19 protein-coding genes and 1 other annotated feature are annotated in these 22,009 nt (G+C 41.3%); of the genes, 16 read left to right on the top strand and 3 right to left on the bottom strand.

Features of this window, described 5'->3' with window-relative positions; genetic code table 11:
• Positions 1 to 122 precede the first annotated feature (122 nt).
• Positions 123 to 854, bottom strand: coding sequence for a FadR/GntR family transcriptional regulator (locus tag NST21_RS20770; RefSeq protein ID WP_053347244.1), 732 nt, complete (start codon positions 852 to 854; stop codon positions 123 to 125).
• Between the two features lie 242 nt (positions 855 to 1,096).
• Here NST21_RS20770 and NST21_RS20765 point away from each other — a divergent pair, with 242 nt between their 5' ends.
• From NST21_RS20765 to NST21_RS20735, 7 genes are all read left to right on the top strand, one after another.
• Entirely contained in the window at positions 1,097 to 2,788 is a 1,692-nt protein-coding gene (locus NST21_RS20765) for an L-lactate permease (RefSeq protein WP_340890986.1), read from the top strand.
• 75 nt (positions 2,789 to 2,863) lie between these two features.
• Positions 2,864 to 3,976 (top strand): CdaR family transcriptional regulator, encoded by a 1,113-nt coding sequence (locus NST21_RS20760; protein WP_340890985.1) that lies wholly within the window; start codon positions 2,864 to 2,866, stop codon positions 3,974 to 3,976.
• 117 nt (positions 3,977 to 4,093) lie between these two features.
• Positions 4,094 to 5,506: a glycolate oxidase subunit GlcD gene (glcD, locus tag NST21_RS20755; RefSeq protein WP_340450782.1), complete on the top strand. Its 1,413-nt coding sequence runs from the start codon at positions 4,094 to 4,096 to the stop codon at positions 5,504 to 5,506.
• Positions 5,503 to 6,828, top strand: a complete 1,326-nt coding sequence (locus tag NST21_RS20750) for a (Fe-S)-binding protein (RefSeq protein WP_340890984.1) — start codon at positions 5,503 to 5,505, stop codon at positions 6,826 to 6,828. Before glcD ends, NST21_RS20750 begins: the two co-directional genes overlap by 4 nt.
• A gap of 258 nt (positions 6,829 to 7,086) precedes the next feature.
• The gene (locus NST21_RS20745; RefSeq protein WP_340890983.1) at positions 7,087 to 7,842 is read left to right on the top strand and encodes a YsnF/AvaK domain-containing protein; all 756 of its coding nucleotides are present in this window, start codon (positions 7,087 to 7,089) and stop codon (positions 7,840 to 7,842) included.
• A 491-nt stretch (positions 7,843 to 8,333) separates the two neighbouring features.
• On the top strand, positions 8,334 to 9,158 hold the full coding sequence (locus NST21_RS20740) for a general stress protein (RefSeq protein ID WP_340890981.1): 825 nt from the start codon (positions 8,334 to 8,336) through the stop codon (positions 9,156 to 9,158).
• Between the two features lie 190 nt (positions 9,159 to 9,348).
• The gene (locus tag NST21_RS20735) at positions 9,349 to 9,735 is read left to right on the top strand and encodes a general stress protein (protein ID WP_053347238.1); all 387 of its coding nucleotides are present in this window, start codon (positions 9,349 to 9,351) and stop codon (positions 9,733 to 9,735) included.
• Positions 9,736 to 9,769: 34 nt separating this feature from the next.
• Here the strand turns inward: NST21_RS20735 and sspI are convergent, their stop codons facing one another.
• Positions 9,770 to 9,979, bottom strand: coding sequence for a small acid-soluble spore protein SspI (sspI, locus tag NST21_RS20730; protein ID WP_053347237.1), 210 nt, complete (start codon positions 9,977 to 9,979; stop codon positions 9,770 to 9,772).
• Positions 9,980 to 10,101: 122 nt separating this feature from the next.
• Between sspI and NST21_RS20725 the strand changes: the two genes are divergently transcribed.
• The 3 genes from NST21_RS20725 to pheT all read left to right on the top strand — a co-directional run bounded on the left by NST21_RS20725 (position 10,102) and on the right by pheT (position 14,686).
• Positions 10,102 to 10,860, top strand: a complete 759-nt coding sequence (locus NST21_RS20725; RefSeq protein ID WP_340890980.1) for a TrmH family RNA methyltransferase — start codon at positions 10,102 to 10,104, stop codon at positions 10,858 to 10,860.
• A 44-nt stretch (positions 10,861 to 10,904) separates the two neighbouring features.
• Positions 10,905 to 11,144: a binding site (T-box leader), on the top strand.
• A gap of 59 nt (positions 11,145 to 11,203) precedes the next feature.
• On the top strand, positions 11,204 to 12,244 hold the full coding sequence (gene pheS, locus NST21_RS20720) for a phenylalanine--tRNA ligase subunit alpha (protein WP_053347235.1): 1,041 nt from the start codon (positions 11,204 to 11,206) through the stop codon (positions 12,242 to 12,244).
• A 27-nt stretch (positions 12,245 to 12,271) separates the two neighbouring features.
• Positions 12,272 to 14,686: a phenylalanine--tRNA ligase subunit beta gene (pheT, locus tag NST21_RS20715; RefSeq protein WP_340890979.1), complete on the top strand. Its 2,415-nt coding sequence runs from the start codon at positions 12,272 to 12,274 to the stop codon at positions 14,684 to 14,686.
• 165 nt (positions 14,687 to 14,851) lie between these two features.
• Here the strand turns inward: pheT and rnhC are convergent, their stop codons facing one another.
• Positions 14,852 to 15,805 (bottom strand): ribonuclease HIII, encoded by a 954-nt coding sequence (gene rnhC, locus NST21_RS20710; RefSeq protein WP_328113170.1) that lies wholly within the window; start codon positions 15,803 to 15,805, stop codon positions 14,852 to 14,854.
• 172 nt (positions 15,806 to 15,977) lie between these two features.
• On the opposite strand from rnhC, the gene zapA reads away from it, so the two are divergent.
• From zapA to NST21_RS20680, 6 genes are all read left to right on the top strand, one after another.
• Positions 15,978 to 16,238 carry a cell division protein ZapA gene (gene zapA, locus NST21_RS20705; RefSeq protein ID WP_053347231.1) on the top strand — a complete coding sequence of 87 codons (261 nt, stop codon included), beginning with the start codon at positions 15,978 to 15,980 and terminating at the stop codon, positions 16,236 to 16,238.
• Between the two features lie 4 nt (positions 16,239 to 16,242).
• The gene (locus NST21_RS20700; protein ID WP_098175815.1) at positions 16,243 to 16,776 is read left to right on the top strand and encodes a CvpA family protein; all 534 of its coding nucleotides are present in this window, start codon (positions 16,243 to 16,245) and stop codon (positions 16,774 to 16,776) included.
• Positions 16,777 to 16,992: 216 nt separating this feature from the next.
• Positions 16,993 to 18,711 (top strand): DNA polymerase/3'-5' exonuclease PolX, encoded by a 1,719-nt coding sequence (gene polX, locus NST21_RS20695; protein ID WP_340890978.1) that lies wholly within the window; start codon positions 16,993 to 16,995, stop codon positions 18,709 to 18,711.
• Positions 18,712 to 18,746: 35 nt separating this feature from the next.
• Complete coding sequence (locus NST21_RS20690) at positions 18,747 to 21,101, top strand: endonuclease MutS2 (RefSeq protein WP_340890977.1); 2,355 nt, start codon at positions 18,747 to 18,749, stop codon at positions 21,099 to 21,101.
• 65 nt (positions 21,102 to 21,166) lie between these two features.
• Entirely contained in the window at positions 21,167 to 21,574 is a 408-nt protein-coding gene (locus NST21_RS20685) for a DUF350 domain-containing protein (RefSeq protein ID WP_053347227.1), read from the top strand.
• A 230-nt stretch (positions 21,575 to 21,804) separates the two neighbouring features.
• Entirely contained in the window at positions 21,805 to 21,951 is a 147-nt protein-coding gene (locus NST21_RS20680) for a hypothetical protein (protein ID WP_340890976.1), read from the top strand.
• The last annotated feature ends 58 nt before the right edge of the window (positions 21,952 to 22,009 follow it).

The raw sequence follows: 22,009 nt of genomic DNA, 5'->3' as shown, positions 1-22,009 counted from the left end.
GAAAAAGGAAATGGTTTAGAGAAAATACCAATTCCAGGATTATAAATGAAGAAATCGTTTTCAAAATAATATACCAATTTTCTCCTTGGTTGTATAGAGTATTTTTGAAATTTAATGAATAATCAAATATTTGTTTGCTGATTAGTGAGGATGACTTTATCTAATGATTCCTCAACGTTTTGAAGGTGAAAAAGCATAGCGTTGCGGGCTCCTGCTTCGTCTTGAGCCACAATCGCGTCATAAATCTTCGCATGCTGTTGGTAAAGTCGTTTAAGTGTCATTTCTTCGGAATATAGAGCAATTCGCCGAATATCACGCATCTTTTCCGTCATTAATTCTGAAACGTGATGCATCAGCGTAATGAGCAATTCATTTTGGGAAGCGTTTGCGACTGCGACATGGAAGGCTATATCAGCTTTATCACTCAGTTCTTCATCTTCAGTCACCTTTTCCATTTCAGAAAGCCTGAACTCAAGCTCAGCAAGATTTTCATTTGTTCGTTTCTTCGCAGCCACTTCAGCCGCCCCTGACTCAAGGATTTTCCGAACCTCTAGCAAATGCTTGATATTGTCCTTATCCATCAAAAGAGCAGCAGTTAATGGGAGGTTCATGATGCTAGGGTCAAATGTTTTAACAAATGTTCCTTCTCCTTGTTTGATTTCAATGAGTCCCATTGAACTTAATGCACTTAATGCTTCACGGATTGCCGGTCGTCCGACTTGGAAATTTTCCGCAAGCTGTTGAATGGAGTCTAATTGTTCACCTGGTTTCAGGGTGCCTGACCGAATCATTTCATAAAGTTCTTCGCTGACTTCTTCATAAATTTTTTTCGGTTTAATTTTTTTATATACCAAGTAGTAAACACCTCTATTTTCTATGAGTTTCTCTGGTTAATATTATATAACACAAACGATCTTTCTCACTTGTCGAAGATTAAAAATCTAAAAAAAATCTTGATTTTATATTTTTTATCATTTAATTTAAATAAATACTCATCAAGTCATCTGATGACTTTGAATATTTAGATATGTAAGGGTTTTCACCTGATGCATAATTTCTGAAATTTTAAAAAAATAAGCAAAAGGAGTCGAAATGAATGACATGGACACAAAACTTTACGCCGATTATCGATAATTTAGTCGTATCTTCCCTTGTAGCACTTATCCCAATTATTTACTTTTTCTGGGCTCTCACGATCAAGCGAATGAAAGGGTACATTGCTGGTCTTACGACTTTGCTAGTGGCCCTTGCAGTTGCCGTTTTTGTGTATGGAATGCCAGCAGGAAAGGCCGTAATGTCTGCTTCGCAAGGGGCGGTGTACGGGCTACTGCCAATTGGATGGATTATTATCACTTCAGTATTTTTGTACAAAATGACAATTAAAAGCGGACAATTCAATATTATTCGAGCTTCGGTTCTTTCGCTTACCGAAGACCGCCGCCTTCAGGCTTTATTGGTTGCGTTTTCTTTCGGGGCCTTTTTAGAAGGGGCTGCTGGATTTGGAGCACCGGTTGCGATTTCCGCAGCACTTTTAGTAGGTCTTGGGTTTAACCCGCTATATGCAGCTGGCATTTGTTTAATTGCCAACACAGCTCCGGTCGCATTTGGGGCCGTTGGAATACCGATTATTGCTATGGAAGGGCCTACGGGGATTGCTGCCATGGAGATTTCAAAAATGGTCGGTCGCCAACTGCCATTCCTTTCAGCGTTCATTCCTCTGTACCTCATTTTGATTATGACTGGGTGGAAACGATCACTTGAGGTTATGCCAGCTATCTTGGTTTCTGGTCTATCCTTTGCAATTACCCAATACTTTAGCTCGAATTTTCTTGGACCTGAGTTACCGGATATCCTTTCTGCTCTAGTGTCACTTTTTGCTTTAGCAATCTTCCTGAAATTTTGGAAGCCAAAAAAAATTTTCCGGTTTGCGTCTGAAGAAACTGCAGCAGCTGTTGAACCATTGGATGATTCAGTAGAAGTGGAAAAAAGGTATACGAAATGGCAAATATTCCATGCATGGTCACCATTCCTTTTGTTAACGCTTTTCATAACGATATGGGGGATGAATCCAATAAAACCTGCGCTCTCTGGACATTATGAAGGTGACAATATGTTACTGAGCGGCATCAATGAAATTGGAAAACTATTAACCTTCCAAATTGAAGTACCAAGTCTGCATAACGAGATTATCGGGAGCAATGGATTACCGATTGCCGCTTTCTTCAAAATAGAATTGCTCGGGGCAGCGGGTACAGCTATATTACTGGCTGCAATCGTTACGAAGTTTATTGCACACATCTCTACAAAAGTTTTCTTTAACACTTTTGCCGAAGCAATGAAAGAGTTGGCAAAACCAATCTTGATGATTTCTTCTGTTGTGGCTTTTGCGTACGTAACGAATGCTTCTGGCATGTCGACAACATTAGGAATGACACTTGCAAAATCAGGGGATTTGTTTCCGTTCTTTGCACCGGTTCTCGGTTGGCTAGGGGTGTTTATTACTGGATCCGATACATCTGCTAATCTCTTATTTGGCAGTCTTCAGAAAGTTACAGCACTTAAGGTAGGGATGGAACCGGTTCTGGCACTTGCGGCGAACTCATCCGGAGGGGTTACCGGTAAAATGATCTCGCCTCAATCGATTGCCATTGCTTGTGCTGCTGTAGGATTGGCAGGCAGGGAATCAGAATTATTGAGATTCACGATTAAACATAGCTTGTTCTTATTGCTGCTTGTTTGTATAATTACCTTCTTGCAAAATGGCGTCTTATCCTGGATGATTCCATAATTTGAATGAGGCTCTCCCTTTTGAAAAGGGAGAGTCCTCTATGCTTTTATGATCTTATACGAAGGGAGGCAACTTATGCATTTAGCAGCTGTGGCAGAAAAATTAGTTCATGAGGTTCGAAAGTTGATAGATGAGGAAATCATCATTATTAATCATGCTGGCACGATTATCGCCAGCACGGATAAAAGTCGTATTGGTTCCTACCATGAAGGAGCCATCCATGCTTTTAAAAACCGTGAGAAACTGATTATCAATAAACAAGATGAACAACATTGGAAAGGGGTAAAGGCGGGAATCAACCTGCCCATTTTTTTTAATCAGGAAGCCGTTTGTGTAATTGGTATTACCGGTGATCCCAAACAGGTTTCTCCATATGCAGAACTTTTAAAAAAGATGACGGAGATGTTTATTCAGGAAAGCTACCATATCGAACAAGAAGAATCGCAGTCCCGCCTGATGGAATTCTTTGTGTTTGAATGGCATCAGCTTCAAAGGTTCAATGAGTCTTTCCTTCAGAAGGCAAAGCTGCTGGGAATCGATGTTATGGTTGACCGAATTATCATCCTTGGTGAATTTCAGACAGAAAAAATCATTGAACAGCATGTGTGGAGGACGCTGCAGATTTACATAAGGCAGCAGCACCCAAAGGACATCGTAGTTCGTTGGGGAAGGAACCAGTTCGTCATTCTTTCATTAGCTGATTTTATCGGTTCAAAAACCCATCAATTAACGAAATTAAGCCAATTGCAAAAAAAACTTGAGGAAAGTTCCGGATATAAAGTGAGCGTAGGGGTTAGTTCACGTTCACCAGGTTCCGCATTTAGACAAGCCTTTTTTAGAGCAGAACGGTCCTTGAAAATTGCGCTTTCTTCATCGAATATTGTATTTGATGAGGACTTGAAGCTCGAAGTCCTGCTCGATGAAGTTACCCCTGAAACAAGACAGGAATATTTAACCCGGACGATTGAGAACCTACTTCTTAACGAGGAGTTACTTAAAACGCTGTCCATGTATTTTTCCTGTGATCTTTCTTTGAAGAAAACCGCTGCAGCCCTGCATATACACATTAATACTCTCCATTACAGGCTCAAACGTATTGAAGAGTTGACCCAATTAAATCCTAGGAAGCTGTCAGATTTAGTCACTATGTATATAGCTGTACAAATATTAGATAAACATACAAATTAATAATATTAAAAGCCGGAAAGTCTATATGTTCATACATAGAAGATGGACTGGCTTTTTTCTATACTTAAACTACATAAAAAATTCGTGAACTATTTTTATTACATAAGGGGGATGTATATGTTAACAAAACAGGTTAAGCAACAACTACTGAGCATTGTTGGTCCGGAAAATTACGATGATTCTAAAGTGGAATGCCTTGTTTATTCATACGATGCGACGCCGGGATATCAATCGATGCCGGATGCCGTTATTAAACCAGGGTGCACGAATGAAGTGGCCGCAATCGTCAAAGTTTGTAACGAACACAAAGTTCCTATCATTCCACGCGGCTCGGGAACGAATTTGAGCGGAGGCACATGCCCGACAGAAGGGGGCCTTGTCCTATTATTCAATAGGATGAATTCATTGCTTGAAATAGACGAGGAAAACTTAACGGCTACGGTCCAGCCTGGGCTTATCACATTGGATTTGATTTCTGCAGTTGAAAAGAAGGGCTTATTTTATCCGCCCGATCCAAGTTCGATGAAGATTTCCACAATTGGCGGCAATATAAATGAGAACTCTGGTGGATTACGAGGTTTAAAATACGGGGTCACTCGTGATTATGTTATCGGGCTTGAAGTAGTTCTTCCGAATGGGGACATCATTCGAACAGGAGGAAAGCTTGCCAAGGATGTAGCCGGTTATGATTTAACAAAGCTGTTTGTTGGCTCAGAAGGCACACTTGGTATCGTAACGGAAGCGATCTTAAAACTGATTCCCATTCCGGAAACGACAAAGACCATGCTTGCTTTATATCAAGACCTGGATGCTGCGGCCCAATCTGTGGCTAAAATCATTTCAAATAAAATCATTCCAGTCACCCTTGAATTTCTTGATCGGCCAACCTTGATAGTGGTTGAGGATTTCGCGAAAATCGGTTTGCCTACCAATGTGGAAGCAGTTCTCCTAATCGAACAGGATGGACCGCCAGAAGTTGTAGAACGTGATATGAAAAGAATGGCGGATATCTGTCTAGAGGAAAAAGCTGTCTCTGTTGAAATTGCTGAAACGGAACTCGACGCAGTGGCCTTGAAAACGGCGAGACGGACAGCTCTTTCTGCACTTGCACGTTTGAAACCTACGACAATTTTAGAGGATGCTACAGTACCACGTTCGGAAATTGCCAAAATGGTTAGAGCCATTAATGAAATCGCTACTAAACATAATGTGAACATTTGTACATTTGGTCATGCTGGGGATGGAAATCTTCACCCAACGTGTATTACTGATGCCCGTGATCATGACGAAATGGAGAGAGTAGAGCTTGCCTTTGCCGACATTTTTGCTGTGGCTATTGACCTTGGAGGCACGATTACCGGTGAACATGGAGTTGGAGCCATGAAGGCCCCTTACCTTGAATGGAAGCTGAAAAAAGAGGGCATTGCCGCGATGAAGGGAATTAAACAGGCATTCGATCCGAATAACATCATGAATCCAGGCAAGGTATTCGCCAAAGAAAGTAGGAAAAGGGTGGTGGTGTCATCGTGACGACAGTCCAAGAGAGGGAAATCATTGCCGACCAATTTGCGGAGAAAATGAATGAGGATGAATTGCTTAATTGTATGCGTTGTGGCTTTTGCTTACCCCATTGCCCGACATATATTGAATCAGGATTAAAGGAATCCCATTCACCAAGGGGCCGTATTGCACTTATGAAAGCGGTAACGGATGGCTTGATTGAACCGGATGAAGATGTAGAGCGCTCTTTAAGCCTTTGCCTCGGCTGTAGGGCATGTGAGCCAGTCTGTCCTTCCGGTGTTAAATATGGACATCTACTAGAAGAAGCGAGGGATATCATCCATCAGAATAAAAAACACAGTCTTCCAGTAAAAGCGATGCGTAAAGCGGCTTTTAACGGATTATTTCCTCATCAAGAGCGGATGCAGAACATGACAAGTTTACTTGGCTTTTACCAGCGTTCTGGTCTTCAGTACATTGCTCGTAAAACTGGTGTCCTAAGCATCCTTCCGGATAATCTTGCGACCATGGAAAAAGTGCTGCCGAAAGTTCCCAAAAAATCCGAAATGAAAAATCGGCCAACAGAGCTGCCTGCGATAGGAAATCCGGTCAAAAAGGTAGCCTTCTTTTCCGGCTGTTTAATGGATACCATGTTTTTGGATACAAACAAGGCTACACTAAAACTTCTGCAGCTGGCCGGATGTGAAATCGTAATCCCGAAAGCCCAGGCTTGTTGCGGAGCCCTGCATGGTCATAGTGGTGAAAAAGAAGGCGCAAAAAAACTAGCCAAGCGTAATATTGAAGCGTTTGAAGCGGACGAAGTCGATTATATTATTACAAATGCCGGGGGTTGTGGAGCATTCCTTATTGATTATGATCATTTGCTTCAAGATGAGCCGGAGTGGTACGAAAGGGCCATTGCTTTTAAAAACAAAATGAAAGATATCAGCGAAATTCTTGTGGATTTACGCTTTCAGGAAAAAGTTCGCTTGAAACTGCCCTCACAGTCAGTGACATATCAAGATTCCTGCCACTTACGGAATGTGATGAAAACTTCAAAGGCGCCGAGAATTCTCCTTCAATCGATAGAAGGAATTGATTTTAGGGAAATGAAAGATGCCGATCGTTGCTGCGGCTCAGCTGGGATTTATAATATTGTAGAATCAGAGATGTCTATGAAAATTCTCGATTCAAAAATGGAACACACTAAATCGACACAGGCAGATATTGTTGTTACAGCTAATCCTGGTTGTTTGCTACAAATGCAATTGGGAATCGAAAGAGAAAACTTGAGCGAGTGTACGAAAGCGGTTCATATTGTGGATCTGCTTTTAGAGGCTGTTGTTTTATAGTAGAAGAAAGCGTATGTATTGATTGACTTAAGTAGTTAATGAAAGTATGGGAATGGTAGTATTTGGGTAAACATTAAATTTTAATATATGCGTAAGCCTTTGTTGTGACTTGGTTTCAAGTGAAATATCGTTCTGTTTTGAGAACGAATTGTAATGTTATATCCAAAAATGAAATATTACATCCTCGTTTACTTAGGGACTCAGCGGGTAGAGTTTATATATAACATCCACTTAACAAAACCTAAGGAGGAATGTAACATGAATAAAACAGTATATGGTGTATATGAATCGAATGCAGAAGTAATCCAAGCAATTAATGCACTTAAGGCTAAGGGCTTTGAGGGAGACGATATTTTGGTTGTTGCAGACAAAGAAGAAACATTAGATTTTACGAATCATCAACGAGAAACTGATGTTCGTACGATGACAAATGTCCCAAACGACGAGTCCTTTATGGACAAGGTAGCACGTTTTTTCATGCCGAATGATACGGCTGATATTTCAACCAGGTTAGCGGATGCAGGGCTTTCAAACAGTGAAGCGGCAGAACATGTCTATGATGTAGAACACGGGAAAGTTCTAGTTCTTGTAGAAGAGGGAGAAGGACATCTGAGGACGTCACGAAACAAATTCACTACCGGAGCAAGGGGTGTTGGAACGTCAGGAACAACGCTGGATACGAACTCAGCTACCCCCCTTTATAACGGTACCGAAAAAACGGATGCATTAAATAAAGACGACGTTTATGGAGTAAATGGACGAGGCCGTGAAGATAGTCTGGAAACAGGCAGTATTAATGAAGGGGAAACATTGCGTATCCCGGTTGTGGATGAAAAGTGGGAAGGATCGAAAATACCAGTTGTTACAGATGAAATTGTTATCAAGAAGCATGCTGTACAAGAAACTGAACAAGTCCAGGATACCTTCAAAAAAGAAGATATCCAGCTTGATAGTACTGATGATACAATCGTACATGAAAAAAAGGCAACTGAACGAAGAAAAGAGCGCTTCTAAAAGTGTAATAAAAAGAGCCTGCAGTTTTTTAAAACTGCAGGCTCTCAGACTGTAGACAAACTCGATGGAAATCGAGTTTGTCTACAGTTTTTTTAAGGGTTTTAAAAATTCGAACGTTGATTTCCACTCCAGGCACTCGCTTTCCGCGGGCGGTCCGGGAGCCTCCTCGGCGCCTTTGCGCCTGTGGGGTCTCCCTTGGACACGCTTTTCCCGCAGGAGTCTCGCACCTTCCGTTCCAATCAACTTTGTTTTAACAATTAGATATAACCGCTTTTGCCTACAGTCTTTTTTGTTTTAAAATAGGAGTATTAAAACTTGAGGTGAAGACGATGCTTTCGAAACATAATTCTATTCAGCGAGATCAACTTGAAATGATTACTTTGGATTTTAGAAAACCGCATTTGGAGTAAGTCATCATTTGTTTAATTTTGGGCCATCCGGGTATAAATACACTTAAGATTCAAATCGGAATTATCAAAGGAGGAAGAAGCATGGGAATAACATTATATGGTGTTTTTGATTCTAATCCGGAAGTTATTAAGGAAATACAAACTCTCAAAGTAAAGGGAGTTCGTGATGAAGAAATAACCGTAATAGCAGATAAAAAAGAAGATTTGAATTTTGGGAATGAAAAGCAGGAATCGGATGTAGACGTCATTACGAATTCATATAAGGATTCTTTTATTGAAAAGGTCAAACACTTTTTCTTAAACGAAGGATCGGGAGACATGAGGAGCCGGCTAGGAGATATGGGACTTGCCGATAGTGAAACCACTGCTTATATAAACGAAGTTCAAGCTGGGAAATCCCTGATTCTCCTGGATGAATCAGAAACCATATCACCGGAGGAAGAAGTAACTACCGACACCTTGCAAAAAGCGGACAGGCTTACTGCAGAGAACCCACTTAAAACAGGCATGGTGAATAATCCGGACCCTAACCTTTTCCCGGAAACAACAGCTAATGCTTATCAAACAAGGGAAGTAGAAGCCCAGCCAGGAAAAAGCGAAGAGCTTCATGTGAATTCTGCCAACTTATTTGAAAATCAATACCTGAACACGAATCGAGCTGAAGAAAGAGAAATAAAGGCGAACTCCACCGAAAAATATAAGGTGAAAAAGCCTGGGGATTATGAAGGAACACTAGCGAGCGACCCCAATGTAGACCCATTTTCTGCTGATACTAAAAAAGCACTGGATACAGCAGGGGCACTGGATCGGACTATGAACCCGAATGTTGAAAGTGTGCAGCAAGAAGAAAAGGATATCATGCAGGATGAATACATCAAAAATCGAATTAACACCGATAATTTATAAGACGCAAAATAACAGCCTGCGCAAGGCTGTTATTTTTTTAAGGAATGGGTGGAAATCCTTTTATGCAAAGGATTCCTTTAATGATTGGTTAGGATTTCTCATTAGACAATTTGCTTGTTTATTGATCAAGCCGCAAGGTATAATTACAAAGGAATTTATTCTAAGTAGAGTAACAAGGAGGGGGAGAAACATGGAAAAAAACGTATATGGTGTTTTTGACTCTAATCCGGAACTACTTGCTGCAATTCAAGAATTACAAGCTAAAGGCGTTACTGGCCCCCAAATGACAGTAGCAGCTAATATAAAAAATGATGTGCAGCTTGGAAATGAACATACGGATATCCTGATCATCGCCAATCAGGATAAGGAGGACACTCTTTTTTTAAGAATCTTCCACTACTTCACAGATGAAGGATCTGGAGATTTACGCAGCTTTTTCACGAAATACGGCTATTCTTATGATGAGACAAAAGCAATGCTTGAAGAAGTGAGCGCAAAAAAATTCATCTTACTGCTCGATGAAGAAGTCTCTATCGATGAACTAAAGTCAGGCTTTGATAAAGTAGTGCCGAAGTAAGCGAATACAAAAAAATAACAGCCTGCGAGGGCTGTTATTTTTTTAATCCTGATTCGAGAACAGTAATCATTTCATGTTTTTCCTGCTCAGATGAATTTTGCCAAATGACCTCGAATAATACGCCCAATCCAGGAAGCATTTTTTCCTCGCCATTCTGAATTGCATCGACAATCGTGTCTTCTAGCTGCTCTTGAGTATTCCCGGTTACGTTTTGAATGATCGCATTCCTTAGGTTTAAATTCACATTTATTCCTCCTCTTACACATAATGACTCACATTAATAGCATTTCACAAACTGGCATGCAATATGTATGTAAATTGCGTTATAATAGGACAATCAGTGTAAAGTTAAAGGAGCGTTTAACCTTGAAATATATTGAATCCGTAAAAAACCCGCAAGTGAAGCAATGGAAAAAGCTATTGACGAAGAAAGAGCGCGACAAAACAGGGAAATATTTAGTCGAAGGCTTTCACCTCGTTGAAGAAGCGTTAAAGGAAGAAATCGTCATTGAAGTGATTGTTAATGATGAAACAGAAATGCCTGCCCATTTTACACTAGAAGGCACAGAAGTCATTTATGTTAAAAATGATATTATGAAAGCGATTTGTGATACAGAGACCCCTCAGGGAATTGCAGCTGTATGTGAGCAGAAATCAATTAGTATGGCGTCCATTAATCCGGATAAACTATTGTTGATAGATGCGGTACAGGATCCAGGGAATCTCGGAACGATGATTCGGACGGCAGATGCGGCTGGAATTGATGCTGTCATTCTCGGAGAAGGTTGTGCAGATCTGTATAATCCGAAAGTGGTCCGTTCGACGCAAGGAAGCCTGTTTCATATGCCTGTCATCAAAGGAAACCTTTCTGAAATCATCGATGAATTAAAGCAAAAAGGCACACCGGTTTACGGCACAGCCCTTGAAGGAGCCTCGCCATTTGAAGAAGTGGAAAAGTCCTCTCGATTTGCTTTGCTTGTCGGTAATGAAGGACAGGGAGTAGCAAAGGGATTGCTAGAGAAAACTACGAAAAACCTCTATATTCCTATCTACGGGAAAAGCGAATCTCTTAATGTAGGGATTGCAGCTGGGATTTTAATGTACCATTTACGAAAATCAATTTGAAACGGCTGACGAATTATAATATAATAAAACAGAATTTTATAATGAAAACAACGATGACAAAGAGTAGTAACTTAAGATATCCATAACCAGGGAAAAAATGCCGTGACTGAAAGCATTTTTATGGCGCTGCTTAAGGGAATTCACCTTTCGAGTTGGCATTGGGAAGACATAGGGTCCGAAAAATGTTCCGGTGAAGAGCCGTTATTTTTATGAAGTGAGTGCGAAGTTTTTTTGCTTGTGCACTAATAAGGGTGGTACCGCGATACATAAACCTCGTCCCTTTCTGGGATTGGGGTTTTTTTGTGTTTATTTTTACAAAAGGAAAATAAAGGAGGAAGACATGATGCAGGAACGTTTACTAGAACTGCAGGAAGAAGCGTTGCAAAAAGTTGCCGCAGCTTCCGAACTAAAGGAACTGAATGAAGTCCGTGTTTCTTATTTAGGGAAAAAAGGGCCTATCACTGAGGTATTGCGTGGCATGGGTAAATTGTCAGCGGAGGAACGGCCGAAAATCGGTGCTCTTGCTAATGATGTTCGTGAAGCAATCGCTTCAAAAATTGAGGAGAAACAAAAAGCTCTTGAAACAGCTGCTGTCAATGCAAAGCTAGCAACAGAAACCATTGATGTTACACTTCCAGGACGACCGGTTAACAAGGGGAATCTTCACCCATTAACACGTGTTGTAGAAGAAATTGAAGATTTATTCATCGGTATGGGTTACACAGTTGCAGAAGGTCCAGAAGTCGAAAGCGACTACTACAATTTTGAGGCATTGAACCTGCCGAAAAGCCATCCAGCACGTGATATGCAGGACTCTTTCTACATCACAGATGAAATCCTAATGCGTACACACACTTCACCGGTACAAGCTAGAACGATGGAAAAACATAAAGGCCAAGGCCCTGTTAAAATTATTTGCCCTGGTAAAGTATATCGCCGTGATAACGATGACGCGACACACTCCCATCAATTCCAACAAATTGAAGGCCTGGTCATCGATGAAAACATCAGCATGAGCGACCTGAAAGGTACGCTTGACGTGTTTGCGAAAAAAGTATTTGGTCAAGACCGTGAAATCCGTCTTCGTCCAAGTTTCTTCCCATTTACAGAACCATCTGTTGAAGTTGATATTTCTTGTAAAATCTGCGGTGGAAAAGGCTGCAGCGTCTGTAAACAAACAGGCTGGATTGAAGTGCTGGGCGGCGGGATTGTTCACCCGAACGTACTTGAAATGGCTGGATTCGATTCGAAAAAATACTCAGGATTCGCTTTTGGAATCGGTGTGGAACGAATCGCAATGTTGAAATACGGTGTGGATGATATCCGTCACTTCTATACAAATGATGTTCGTTTCTTAAAACAATTCCATCATCACGAAGCATAAATTTTATTTTAAAAAGGAGGACCTACCATGTTTGTGTCATATAAATGGTTGCAAGATTATGTAGACCTTTCCGGCATCAATGCAACAGAGCTTGCTGACAAAATCACAAAAAGCGGTATTGAGGTTGAAGGGGTAGAAAAGAAAAGTGAAGGGCTTAAAGGAGTTGTCATCGGACATGTACTTGAACGTGAACAGCATCCAAATGCCGATAAATTGAATAAATGTCTAGTCGATATCGGGTCAGAAAATCCCGTTCAAATCGTCTGTGGTGCACCGAATGTCGATAAAGGTCAAAAAGTCGCGGTGGCTACTGTCGGCGCTGTGCTTCCGGGCAACTTCAAAATTAAGAAAGCAAAACTTCGCGGAGAAGAATCGCACGGTATGATTTGTTCGCTTCAAGAATTGGGTTTTGAATCCAAGCTTGTGTCTAAAGACTATGCAACAGGCATCTTCGTGTTTCCAAATGATGCGGAAGTAGGTAAAGATGCATTAGAAGAGCTTGGCTTAAGCGATGAAGTGCTGGAACTTGGCTTAACCCCAAACCGCTCTGACGCTTTGAGCATGCTTGGTGTTGCCTACGAAGTAGGAGCTATTCTTGGTCGGGAAGTAAAATGGCCGGTTATCGAGAATGAAGAAGCAGCTGAAAAAGCATCAGATTATATTAGTGTCAAAGTGGAAGCGAAAGCAGATAATCCATTATACATCGCTAAAATCATCAAAGATGTAAAAGTCGGTCCGTCACCGCTTTGGATGCAGACTCGCCTTATGTCTGCAGGTATTCGTCCGCATAATAACGTAGTCGATATTACGAACTACATTTTGCTTGAATATGGTCAACCGCTACATGCATTTGATTATGATCGTTTTGGTTCAAAAGAAATTGTCATTCGCAGAGCGAAAGATGCAGAAAAAGTGGTCACATTGGATGAAACGGAACGTACTTTGACACCTGAACATTTAGTAATCACCAATGGCAACGAGCCGGTTGCGATTGCTGGTGTGATGGGCGGAGCTAATTCCGAAGTGAAAAATGATACAACGAATATAATTATTGAAAGTGCTTATTTTGCCGGTACGGTTGTTCGTAAAGCTTCAAAAGACCACGGTTTACGCAGTGAAGCCAGTGCTCGTTTTGAAAAAGGAGTCGATCCAGCCCGGGTACGTGAAGCTGGAGAGCGTGCGGCTCAATTAATTGCACAGTATGCAGGCGGAACAATTCTACAAGGAACAGCAGAAGTTGACGAATTAACAATGGAACCTGCTGTAATAAGCATCACACTTGAAAAAATCAATACACTTCTTGGTACTGGCATGACGGTATCTGAAGTAGAGTCGATCTTCAAACGCCTGCAATTTGGAGTAGAGCTTGACAATGAAACGTTCACAATCACAGTTCCGACCCGCCGCGGTGACATTACGATTGAAGCGGATTTAGTTGAAGAAGCGGCACGTTTATATGGGTATGACAACATTCCCACAACTTTGCCAATCGGTTCAGCAACTCCAGGTCAATTGACGGACTATCAAATCAAACGTCGGAAAGCTCGCCGTACCCTTGAAGGAGCAGGCCTTTACCAAGCAGTGACCTATTCACTGACGAGCCAGGAAAAAGCGGCCCAATTCGCATTGGAAACTCGCGAATCCATTCGTTTGGCAATGCCAATGAGTGAAGAACGAAGCCAATTGCGTTTGAGCATCGTGCCACAATTATTAGAAGTCGTGAAATACAATAATGCTCGCCAACTTGATTCACTTGCCTTATATGAAATCGGTTCAGTATTCTTTAAGCAGGACGGACAAGAGCTTCCTGAAGAGAAAGAACATATTGCTGGGGCTATCACTGGCCTATGGGAATCCCACCTATGGCAAGGCGAAAAGAAACCCGTGGATTTCTATGTAGCTAAAGGCGTGATTGAAGCGTTATTCGATACACTAGGTTTAGCTGATCAAATCAGTTATCGCCAAGCGGAAATCAATGATATGCATCCAGGACGGACAGCTGAGGTACTGTTGAATAGTGAAGTGATTGGCTTCATCGGACAGGTGCACCCAACGGTTCAAAAAGACTTGGATATTAAAGAAACATACATTTTTGAACTTTCCTTAAAAGCATTAGCTGAAGCGGAAGTGGCGCCAATTGCCTATGAAACCATTCCGCGCTACCCATCGACCACACGCGATATTGCGCTTGTTGTTGATAAAGCAACAAAAGCTGGGGACATTCAAAGCATTATTATAGAAGCCGGTGGAAAGCTGCTGAAAGAAGTAGGCATCTTCGATTTATACGAAGGTGAAAGAATGGAGCAAGGTAAGAAATCCATCGCTTACTCACTGAAATACTTCGATCCGGAACGCACACTAACGGACGAGGATATTACAAAAGCACATGATAATGTACTTGCGGCTGTTAAAGAAAAAGCTGGCGCAGAACTACGAGGATAATTTCAAAAAGACAGCCTCCTGAATTTTGGGAAGCTGTCTTTTTATAATCAGAACTCACGAGTAAACAGAGCGAATTCACGAGTAAACAGGATGAACTCACGAGTAAACGGAGCGAACTCACGAGTAAAGCAATGAAAAATACGAGTGTAGACTCAGAATAGTTCCTTATTTATGATATTTCTGTTGATATAGTCGCTTCGCTTTTTCCGTATTGGCAAAGTGGGTTTTCGTAAATTCATTTAAAGAGTCGATTCCTTTTTCGTGAATCAATCGTGCTGCTGCTTCATCGACAGCAAAGCCGGCACCTTTAGGGATTTTGAAACCGGCTTTTTCACTCAGTAAATCAAAGCGTTTTACGAATGCATAGCGTGCCAGGATGGAAGCGGCAGCTACCCCAAGGTGAATGCCTTCCGCTTTGGTGCACAAATAGGTGGCGTTTGCCTGAAATAGTTCTTGGCCTTTCAAGTAGTTGAAAAATACATCAGGTTGAGCGAATTGGTCGATTAGGACGGCTTCTGCTTGTTCTGGCTGGATTTTTTGCATAAGATTCTTTATGGCCTGGTTATGAAGGAGGGCCTTCATTTTCCCTTGTGACATCCCCTTTGCCTGAAGTGTATTATATTTCGGATTATCACAAGTAAGCAGACTGAATGGCACTACATCTTTAATCTGTTTGGCAATTTCGATAATCTGTGGGTCTTTCAGATTTTTAGAATCCTGGACACCCAGTTCTTTTAATAGAGGCAGCTGCTCTTTTTTTGCATAGACAGCAACGACGGTCATGGGTCCGAAATAGTCTCCTGTCCCGACTTCATCCGAACCAATAACAGACATGGTGCCAATATGGGCAGGCGGTGAATAACGATGGACATTGACTGATGCGGTAGATGCTGCTTTTTTCTTTGGAGCAGCAGCACCTTTCTGCCACTTTTCTGCTTCTGCTTCAGCATTCTTTCCTTGAAAAAGGACCTTTCCGGATTTATAAGCGGTCACCGTACATAGGGGTGGCTTAGCTGAAAAGATACTTCCTGGTGGCAGTTTTGCGGCTAAGGAAGAGGAATAATGAGATTTCATTTCCGTTATTTGTGAAGGACTGATAAGTAAAACAACATGAGACATAATTAGTAAACTCCTAACTCAATTTTATTTTTTTAGGGAGTCCTCAACCTAAGGTCGATTTCGTTTGACAAATTATTGCAATTTTATGCAAGAAATGACGTTGTACTCTCTTTCATGACGAAAAACTTCATGATATGATAGAATTAGGATTGTTTAGATTGGGGGCATCATTTTGTCAGACGATAAACGAAATAAAACAACAGTTGATATATACGGACAACCATATACAATCGTCGGTACAGAAAGCGCGAGTCATATGCGCCAGGTTGCTTCGCTGGTTGACGAGAAAATGAGAGAAATCAGTATGAAAAATCCATATTTGGATACGAGTAAGCTTGCGGTATTAACGGCCGTGAATACCGTCCACGAATATATTAAATTAAAAGATGAACTAGACCAGCTTCAACTGGAATTAAAGAGAGAGAAGGACTGAGTACATGCTTGATTTAGCAATTTTGGCCATTCTTTTAATCGGTTTATTAATCGGTTTAAAGCGTGGCTTTATTTTACAAACTGTTCATATGACTGGATTTATAGTAGCTTTCATTGTCGCCTATGTGTTCTACGGCGATCTTGCTCCCAATTTGAAATTGTGGATCCCATTCCCGACGATAGGTGATTCTTCGACCATTAATATGTTTTTCGAGACAGTAGGGCTTGAAACGGCGTATTACAACGCTATTGCCTTTGCAATCATTTTCTTCGCTACCAAAATTCTCTGGCAAATGCTTGGATCGATGCTCAATTTCATTACCTATCTGCCGATTTTAAAACAGCTAAATCGCTGGGGTGGCGGGATATTAGGATTTGTCGAAGTCTATCTTATCATGTTTATTATATTATACATAGCTGCCTTGCTGCCAATGGATTCCATTCAGGAACCATTAACCGGCTCTTTTCTGGCAGAATCTATAGTGAAACATACGCCATTCCTTTCCGAACAAGTTAAAGATCTTTGGTTTGTGAAATAATCTTAATGACAGTAAACGAGGGCCTATCTACCTTTCTCAAAGTCCTAGATTCCTATACTTTGAAAGGGTGAGGCCCCTTTGTATGGAGAACGATGAAACTTCTTTCTTGTTGATTCGTATAGTAAGAATCGGACTGCTTGTACTTTACCTCCAAGAAAGGTATCTTTAAGAAAGTAAATAAGGGACACCCTACTAATTTTTTCGGCGGTGAAAAAAATGACAGTAAATAAAAAAGATATCATTAAATTACTAGAAAAAATTGCAATATATATGGAGTTAAAAGGAGAGAATCCGTTTAAGGTTTCAGCTTTCCGCAAGGCGGCAGGTGCCTTAGAAACGGATGATCGGAGTTTGACGGCAATCGAAGATTTTACCACTTTAAGTGGAATCGGGAAAGGAACAGCAGCCGTCATTGAAGAGTATATCAATGAAGGAAAGTCGACTGTTCTTGAAGAGCTTCAGGAGCAGGTGCCAAAAGGTTTGATTCCGCTCTTACAACTTCAAGGGTTGGGAGGGAAGAAAATTGCCAAGCTGCATAAAGAGCTTCATATCAATGATGTGAATGACCTGAAACTCGCTTGTGAAGAAGGCAAGGTCGCGGCACTTTCCGGTTTCGGTAAAAAAACGGAAGAGAAGATTTTGTCTGCGATTGCTGAGGCTGGTTCAAGGCCTGATCGGCTTCCGCTTGCCTTCATGAGACCGATTGCGGATGATATTGAATTGGCTATTACCAACATGGAATATATCATCCGTTCATCAAGAGCCGGCAGTATTCGTCGTATGAGGGAAACGATTAAAGATCTCGATTTTATTATTTCGACTGATCATCCCGAAGCGGTGAAGGATCAGCTTCTTTCATTATCGGGCATAAAACAGGTGATTGCAGCCGGCGATACAAAGGTGTCAGTTGTACTTGATTATGAATATGATATATCTGTTGATTTCCGAATCGTGAAGGATAAGGAATTTATCACGACCCTCCATCATTTTACCGGTTCAAAAGATCACAATGTCCGGATGCGCCAACTGGCTAAAGATCGCGGTGAGAAAATCAGTGAGTATGGAGTAGAAGTGGCTGAGACGGGTGAAGTATTGACTTTTGAAACAGAAGAACTCTTTTATAATCATTTTGGACTGCCGTTTATTCCTCCAGAATTACGTGAAGATGGAACGGAAGTGGAGCAATATGATGCAGATGAACCACTTATTTCGGTAGAAGATATTCAAGGTGATCTGCATATGCATACCACATGGAGTGATGGGGCTTATTCGATTGAAGAAATGATTGAAGCGTGCCGGGCCAAAGGTTATAAATATATGGCCATCACTGACCATTCACAATATTTGAAAGTGGCTAACGGTCTGACCGTGGAACGCTTACGTGAGCAAAAACAAATCATTCATGACCTGAATGAAAAATATGATGATTTTACCGTGCTTTCAGGGATTGAAATGGATATACTTCCTGATGGAACACTTGATTATGACGATGAGTTGTTGGCAGAGATGGATTTGGTTATCGCCTCAATCCACTCAAGTTTTTCCCAGCCTCGTGATACGATCATGGAGCGCTTAAAAACTGCGTTAAATAACCCGCATGTTGATATCATCGCCCATCCAACTGGAAGAATTATCGGCAAACGAACTGGTTATGATGTTGATATTGATATGCTGATTGAACTAGCGCTTGAAACGAATACAGCACTGGAATTGAATGCTAACCCGAATCGATTAGATTTGGCTCCGCCTCATTTACGGAAGGCACAGGAAGCAGGCGTTCCGATTGTGATCAATACCGATGCTCATAGCCTTGACATGCTTGAACATATGCCGGTCGGGGTTTCTTCGGCTAAAAAAGGCTGGATTAAAAAATCCACTGTCCTTAATGCAAAGAATACTGATGGATTATTAACGTTTTTAAAGAGAAATGACTAACTATTTGCCCACAAAAGAGGAGGAGCTTTAACTCCATGCATAATAAAGCTTTAAAGACATTGGAATTTCATAAAATTAAAGAACAATTAGTCTCACATGCATCCTCTTCCATAGGAAAGGAGAAGGCACAGCAATTGATGCCTTCCACTGACTTTGAGGAAGTATCGAGGTGGCAGGAAGAAACAGATGAGTCAGCCAAAATTGTCCGTTTAAAAGGAAATTTGCCATTGGGTGGAATTTTTGATATCCGTCCACATGCAAAACGGGCTCAGATTGGCGGTATGCTTTCACCGATGGAATTGATGGAGCTTGCGAGTACGCTTCGTGCCGGCAGGATTCTGAGTCGTTTCTTTGATGAAATCGCGGAGCAGGAAATCGAAGTTCCACTTTTAGCAGAATATATTGATTCACTTCATCCGTTGATTGAATTGCAGCAGGAAATTACTTTTGCTATTAGTGAGCACGGCGAAGTGATGGATTCTGCGAGTGATAAGTTGCGTACCCTTCGAAACCAGATTCGTACGAACGAAAGCCGTGTCAGGGAAAAACTCGAAAGTATGATTCGTTCCTCCAATGCGTCGAAAATGTTGTCAGACGCCATTATCACAATCCGCAATGACCGTTTTGTTATCCCAGTAAAACAGGAATATCGAAGTGTGTATGGCGGGATCATTCATGATCAATCTTCATCCGGACAAACGTTGTTTATTGAACCACAGGCAATCGTTCAATTGAATAATGTACTTCAGGAAACACGAGTGAAGGAAACACAGGAAATAGAACGGATTTTAGTCGAGTTATCGGAAAAAGTCGGTGAGTTCACCCCGGAATTGCTTCACAATGTTAAGGTGCTCGCACAAGTCGATTTCCTTGTCGCCAAGGCAAAGTACGCAAAAGCGATAAAAGGGTCTAAACCGATTCTAAATAATGAGGGACGCGTGAAATTATTCAAAGCGAAGCATCCGCTCATTCCGAGTGATGTTGTCGTGGCCAATGACATTTTCCTTGGTGATGAATTTACGACAATCGTCATCACTGGTCCCAATACAGGGGGTAAAACCGTTACCCTTAAAACGATTGGCCTTTGTACGTTAATGGCCCAGTCCGGTCTGCAAATCCCTGCGCTGGATGGTTCTGAAACGGCTGTGTTTTCCTCTGTTTATGCCGATATTGGCGATGAACAGTCGATTGAACAAAGCTTAAGTACATTCTCTTCCCATATGGTCAATATTGTCGATATCCTAAAGAATGTCGGTTATGATAGCCTTGTTTTATTCGATGAGCTTGGAGCGGGAACTGACCCTCAGGAAGGTGCCGCATTAGCCATTTCGATTTTGGATGAAGTTTATAAGCGCGGTGCACGTGTGATTGCAACGACCCATTATCCAGAATTGAAAGCGTATGGATATGACAGGGAAGGCGTCATTAATGCAAGCGTTGAATTTAATGTAGAAACCTTGAGTCCAACGTATAAACTGTTGATTGGTGTACCGGGGCGGAGTAATGCGTTTGAAATTTCCAAGCGTCTTGGCTTGGAAGAGAGCGTTATTAGCCACGCCCGCAGCCATATCGGTGAAGATACAAATAAAGTTGAGAATATGATAGCGTCCCTTGAAGATAGCCGCAAGAAGGCCGAAGAAGAGGAACTAGAAGCCGCGGATCACCTGAAACAGGCTGAAATTCTTCATAAAGACCTTCAAAAGCAAATTGGTGAATACCATGAAGAACGGGATGCGATGGTCGAAAAGGCAGCAAAAGAAGCAGCTGCCATTGTGGAAAATGCAAAAAAAGAAGCGGAAGCAATTATTGCTGATTTACGTAAACTGCGTCTTGAAAAGCATGCTGACGTCAAAGAGCATGAATTAATCGACGCGAAAAAGCGACTTGAAGATGCAGCACCTAAAATAAAAAAATCAACAAATAAAGTGGCTAAACCGTTGGATAAAAGCTTAAAACCTGGAGATGAAGTTAAGGTTGTTAGCTTTGGACAAAAAGGTCATCTAATTGAGAAAGCTTCAAGTAATGAATGGCAGGTTCAAATCGGAATCATGAAAATGAAGGTAAAGGAATCTGACTTAGAATTCATTAAGACTACAAAAGTAAAAGAAACGAAACCTCTTACCACGATAAAGGGAAGAGATTATCACGTTAGCCTTGAGCTTGACCTTCGTGGGGAACGTTTCGAAAATGCACTGTCCAGAGTGGAGAAATATGTTGATGATGCTCTGCTGGCCGGATATTCGAGTGTCTCTATCATACACGGTAAAGGAACGGGAGCTCTCCGGTCAGGTGTTCAGGAATACTTGAAACATCACCGCTCTGTCAAACGAATTCGGTTCGGCGAGGCTGCAGAAGGTGGAACAGGTGTGACGGTGGTAGAATTTAAATAAAGGAAAGTGGTCATTCCGGCTATTCTGCCAGGCCGGATGGTCAGTTACCATTCGGGAGTTGTACCATGGAGAACATGTGGGAAAATGAATATGTATATATAGCTGCTCGTTACAGTGTTGTTATTTTGTGCATTATTGTTTTTTTAGCCATTTTTGAACTTGTCACAAAGTACAAAAATTGGGAGGAAATCAAACAGGGAAATCTTTCTGTCGCGATGGCCACAGGCGGCAAGATTTTTGGGATTGCCTATGTATTTCAACAATCTATTCTCCTTCAGAACTCGATAATTACAATGATTGGCTGGGGCGTATACGGATTTGTCCTGCTGCTGATCGGTTATTTTATTTTTGAATTTATGACGCCTGGATTTAAAATAGATGAAGAGATACAAAAAGATAATCGGGCAGTTGGATTCCTATCGATGATCATTTCAATCGCTTTATCTTTTGTCATCGGCGCTGGAATTTCTTAATGCTCTGCATGAGAGGGAGAAAACTGTGGAGAAACTTGCAAAAATCTTAATCGTTTGTTGCGGAATTTTTTTTCTGTTTGGAATCATTTATATGATATTCTTCACCTGATAGAAGCGGCCTTTGTGTCGCTTCTTTTATTTGAGCTCCTATTAAAAAATGATGTTTTGAGTGTATAAATATTAATTAATATCAATGGTTATATTGACAGTTTGGAAGAGGAGGACGAAAAGTGGATCAGTCTAAACTGATACAAAAGATTGAAGAAACATCAATGAACGCTTTACCGGCACTGCAAACGCAAATTTATCATTTCCCGCCAGAAGACTCCCTCTTCAAGCGTGTGAAGGGCGAGAGCCCAACGGTGAGGGGGAGATGAATGGCGGTTGGCATAAGCTAAAGTAATCTTTTTACAAACATACGTTCGATGCTTAATA

The sequence above is a fragment of the Peribacillus sp. FSL K6-1552 genome (genome assembly GCF_038005205.1).
Classification (GTDB): Bacteria; Bacillota; Bacilli; order Bacillales; family DSM-1321; genus Peribacillus; species Peribacillus butanolivorans.
This window is presented reverse-complemented; position numbering and strand designations above follow the sequence as displayed.

Coding starts and splice junctions, on each gene's coding strand:
- NST21_RS20765 (WP_340890986.1), top strand. CDS start 1,097: ATGACATGGACACAAAACTTTACGCCGATTATCGATAATTTAGTCGTA.
- NST21_RS20760 (WP_340890985.1), top strand. CDS start 2,864: ATGCATTTAGCAGCTGTGGCAGAAAAATTAGTTCATGAGGTTCGAAAG.
- glcD (WP_340450782.1), top strand. CDS start 4,094: ATGTTAACAAAACAGGTTAAGCAACAACTACTGAGCATTGTTGGTCCG.
- NST21_RS20745 (WP_340890983.1), top strand. CDS start 7,087: ATGAATAAAACAGTATATGGTGTATATGAATCGAATGCAGAAGTAATC.
- NST21_RS20740 (WP_340890981.1), top strand. CDS start 8,334: ATGGGAATAACATTATATGGTGTTTTTGATTCTAATCCGGAAGTTATT.
- NST21_RS20735 (WP_053347238.1), top strand. CDS start 9,349: ATGGAAAAAAACGTATATGGTGTTTTTGACTCTAATCCGGAACTACTT.
- pheS (WP_053347235.1), top strand. CDS start 11,204: ATGCAGGAACGTTTACTAGAACTGCAGGAAGAAGCGTTGCAAAAAGTT.
- pheT (WP_340890979.1), top strand. CDS start 12,272: ATGTTTGTGTCATATAAATGGTTGCAAGATTATGTAGACCTTTCCGGC.
- rnhC (WP_328113170.1), bottom strand. CDS start 15,805: ATGTCTCATGTTGTTTTACTTATCAGTCCTTCACAAATAACGGAAATG.
- NST21_RS20700 (WP_098175815.1), top strand. CDS start 16,243: ATGCTTGATTTAGCAATTTTGGCCATTCTTTTAATCGGTTTATTAATC.
- polX (WP_340890978.1), top strand. CDS start 16,993: ATGACAGTAAATAAAAAAGATATCATTAAATTACTAGAAAAAATTGCA.
- NST21_RS20690 (WP_340890977.1), top strand. CDS start 18,747: ATGCATAATAAAGCTTTAAAGACATTGGAATTTCATAAAATTAAAGAA.
- NST21_RS20685 (WP_053347227.1), top strand. CDS start 21,167: ATGGAGAACATGTGGGAAAATGAATATGTATATATAGCTGCTCGTTAC.